Source organism: Streptomyces sp. adm13(2018) (genome assembly GCF_008042145.1).
GTDB lineage: Bacteria > Actinomycetota > Actinomycetes > Streptomycetales > Streptomycetaceae > Streptomyces.
In genome coordinates, this window is record NZ_RDBH01000105.1 from 1 (window position 1) to 3,328 (window position 3,328).

The following is a 3,328-nucleotide window of genomic DNA, read 5'->3' on the forward strand; positions in this document are numbered from 1 at the left end:
CGCTCGCCTCGATCTGGCTGTCCGGTCCGCTGGTCCTGGGCCTGGGTCCGCTCCACATGGTCCTGCTCGTCCTCACCGGAGTGGTGAGCGCGCTGACCGTGGTGCCCGGACGGGCCAACCTCCTCCAGGGCGGCGTCCACCTCTCGATCTTCGCCGCCTTCGTGTTCCTGTCGTTCAGTCCCTGACGGCCACCGCCCGCGGCGCGGGCGGGCGCCGGATGGCCTCCCCCGTACCGCGGGAAGGACGTCCCGCGCCCGCCCGCGCCGCGGGCGGTGGCCGTCAGGGACTGAACGACAGGAACACGAAGGCGGCGAAGATCGAGAGGTGGACGCCGCCCTGGAGGAGGTTGGCCCGTCCGGGCACCACGGTCAGCGCGCTCACCACTCCGGTGAGGACGAGCAGGACCATGTGGAGCGGACCCAGGCCCAGGACCAGCGGACCGGACAGCCAGATCGAGGCGAGCGCGATGGCCGGGATCGTCAGGCCGATGCTGGCGATCGCGGAGCCGTACGCGAGGTTCAGGCTGGTCTGGACGCGGTCTCTGCGGGCCGCGCGGACGGCGGCGAGGGTCTCGGGAAGCAGCACCATCAGGGCGATGACGACACCGACGACCGCCTTGGGCAGGCCGGCCGACTGGACGCCGTCCTCGATCGTCGGGGAGATCACCTTGGCGTTGCCGACGACGGCGACGAGGGCGACCACGAGCAGTCCGAGGCTGGTCCAGGCGTCACGCCGGGTCGGCGGGTCCGCGTGGTCGTCCTCCGAGTCGTGGCCGGGGCGCGGGACGGGCAGGAAGTAGTCCCGGTGACGGACCGTCTGGACGCCGACGAAGACGCCGTACAGGCAGAGGGAGGCGACGGCGGCGAAGGCGAGCTGCACGCCGGAGAACTCGGGGCCCGGGTGGCTGGTGGTGAAGGTGGGCAGGACGAGCGTCATCGTGGCGAGGGTGCAGACGGTGGCGAGTGCGCCGCCGGACCCCTCGGCGTTGAAGACGGCGACCCGGTTGCGGAGCGCGGCGACGAGCAGGGACAGGCCGACGATGCCGTTGCAGGTGATCATGACGGCGGCGAACACGGTGTCCCGCGCATAGCTCGACGTCTTCTCACCGCCTCCCACCATCAGCGAGACGATGAGCCCGACCTCGATGACGGTGACGGCCACCGCGAGGACGAGCGAGCCGTACGGTTCGCCCACCCGGTGGGCGATGACCTCGGCGTGGTGGACCGCGGCGAGAACGGCGGCGATCAGGCAGAGCGCGATGAGGCCGATGGCGAACCCCGGGAGGTCGCGCCCCCAGGCCGCGACAAGCGCAAGCGCGGCCACCACCGGCCCCCAGGTGGTCCACTGCCGTGTCAATGACGCCGTGCTCGAACTCATGATCCGCATCCTGCCACAAAGGGGGCTTTCGCCCGGTTTCGGTCAATCCAAGGGGTCGCTGAGGCCGCGCTCGTACGCGGTGAGGGTCTCGAGGAACATCGCCCGCTGGGCCGCGTCGAGCGGCGCGAGGGCGGAGCGCCAGGCGTCGGCACTGCGGCCGAGCCAGCCGTCGATCGCGGCTGCGTGCGCCGGCGCGATGGAGACGATCTTGCGCCTGCGGTCGGCGGGGTCCTCGACCCGTTCCAGTACACCCTTCTTCGCCAGGTCGCCCACCATGAGACTCACGGTCGTCGGGGCGATCTCCAGGCGGGCGGCGAGCTCGTTGACGCTCAGCGATCCGTCGAACAGGAGATAGGCGAGCAGGGAGAGGTGACGGGGCGCGAGCGTGAGCGTCTGCAGTTCCTCGGGAATCCTGATGCGCTTCGCCCGCGAGACCATCCGAGGCATGAGCAGCAGCAAGGTGCGCACGGCCTCGTCGAGTTCCGGCCCGGCGGCGGCCTCGTCCCCCTCGTGTGCGGTTGACACCGTGCACCCTCCCTTTTAGCTTTGCTTTCAAAGCAAATAGATCGGTCGGAATCGATGCTACCGGAAGGCACAGCCATGCCCGATCTCAACCGACAGGTCATCGAGGAGTTCCGCGCCAACGGCGGCCGCGTGGGCGGGATGTTCGAGGGGGCGGCCCTGCTCCTGCTCACCACGACGGGAGCGCGCAGCGGACGGGCGCACACCACCCCGGCCGTGTACGCGCGCGACGGGGCCCGGCTGCTCGTCTTCGCGTCGAACGGCGGCGGACCGAAGCACCCCGCCTGGTTCCACAACCTCGGCGCCGACCCGTACGTGACCGTCGAGATCGGCACGCCGGAGGGGACCGTCGAGCGCTTCGGGGCGACGGCGGTGGTGACGGAGGGCGAGGAACGGGACCGGCTGTACGCGGAGCAGGCCGGCCGCGACCCGGGCTTCGCCGCCTACCAGGCCGCCACGGACCGGATCATCCCGGTCGTCGCCCTGCACCGGGTGGAGGACCACTTCGCCCACGAGGAGGCGCAGTCGGGGCCGGCGCCCCGCGGGTAGGGCCCGGGGCGGTGACCCGCGGGCCGGTGGCGGGCGCGGGTGCTACCGGGTGCGGAAGCCGCGGAAGGTCACCGGTCGGCGGGTCACGAAGCCCAGCTTCTCGTACAGGGCGATCGCCCCGGTGTTGGCCTCGGCGACGTGGAGGAAGGCCCCTTCGCCCCGCGCCTCGATGCGCGCGGCGAGCGCGCCCACCAGGCGGGCCGCGTGACCCCGGCCCCGGGCCTCGGGCGCGGTGCAGACCGCGCTGATCTCGGTCCACCCCGGGGGCCGGAGCCGCTCGCCGGCCATGGCCACCAGCTCGCCCTTCTCGCGGATGCCCAGATAGGTGCCGAGTTCGGGGGTGCGGGACCAGAACGGTCCGGGCCTGGTCCGCTCGACGAGTTCCAGCATCTCGGGCACGTGGTCCGCACCGAGTTCGACCACGGGCCCGTCGGCCTCGTCGCCCGGAGACAGGGCGTCGGCGCCCTCCGGGCGGATCATCTGCCGGCCCTCCAGGACGAAGACGGGCTCCCAGTCCGACGGCGGGAGGACCGGGCAGCTGAACATGTCGGCGAACGCGTCCCGGCCGAGGAGTTCCACCAGCTCGGCCCACCGCTCCGGAGCCGGGTCCGCGGACACCGCGGCGAAGGTCGAGACGTCCGGCAGATAGGTGGCGGCCCCGCCGACGCGGCGTGCGAGGTGCGCGTGACGGCCCCGCAGGGACTCCCCCACGGGGTCGTCAAGGACGAAGGGATCGCGATCCGCCATCGTGGGGTGCCTCTCGAGCTCCGTGCCGAACGGGAAAGGCGGCCACCGCGGGCGACCCCCTCGCACACGAAGTCTAGGCCGGACGGGTCGGCGGCCCCGGCCCGGCCCGGCCCGGGGCCGGGCCGGGCCGGGT

At 72.7% G+C, this 3,328-nt stretch carries 3 protein-coding genes and 2 pseudogenes; 2 read left to right on the top strand and 3 right to left on the bottom strand.

Annotation, left to right across the window (positions count from 1 at the left end):
• Window positions 1–185: pseudogene (locus EAO70_RS09445) on the top strand (ionic transporter y4hA); the annotation flags it as partial.
• 94 nt (window positions 186–279) lie between these two features.
• On the opposite strand, the gene EAO70_RS09450 reads toward EAO70_RS09445, so the two are convergent.
• Both EAO70_RS09450 and EAO70_RS09455 read right to left on the bottom strand, forming a co-directional pair.
• Window positions 280–1,377, bottom strand: a complete 1,098-nt coding sequence (locus tag EAO70_RS09450; RefSeq protein WP_148002563.1) for a calcium:proton antiporter — start codon at window positions 1,375–1,377, stop codon at window positions 280–282.
• Between the two features lie 42 nt (window positions 1,378–1,419).
• Window positions 1,420–1,824 carry a MarR family winged helix-turn-helix transcriptional regulator gene (locus EAO70_RS09455; protein ID WP_148002590.1) on the bottom strand — a complete coding sequence of 135 codons (405 nt, stop codon included), beginning with the start codon at window positions 1,822–1,824 and terminating at the stop codon, window positions 1,420–1,422.
• Window positions 1,825–1,977: 153 nt separating this feature from the next.
• Here EAO70_RS09455 and EAO70_RS09460 point away from each other — a divergent pair.
• Window positions 1,978–2,397 (top strand): annotated as a pseudogene (locus EAO70_RS09460) (nitroreductase family deazaflavin-dependent oxidoreductase); the annotation flags it as partial.
• Window positions 2,398–2,490: 93 nt separating this feature from the next.
• Here EAO70_RS09460 and EAO70_RS37810 read toward each other — a convergent pair.
• Entirely contained in the window at window positions 2,491–3,195 is a 705-nt protein-coding gene (locus tag EAO70_RS37810) for a GNAT family N-acetyltransferase (protein WP_187283817.1), read from the bottom strand.
• Window positions 3,196–3,328 lie beyond the last annotated feature (133 nt).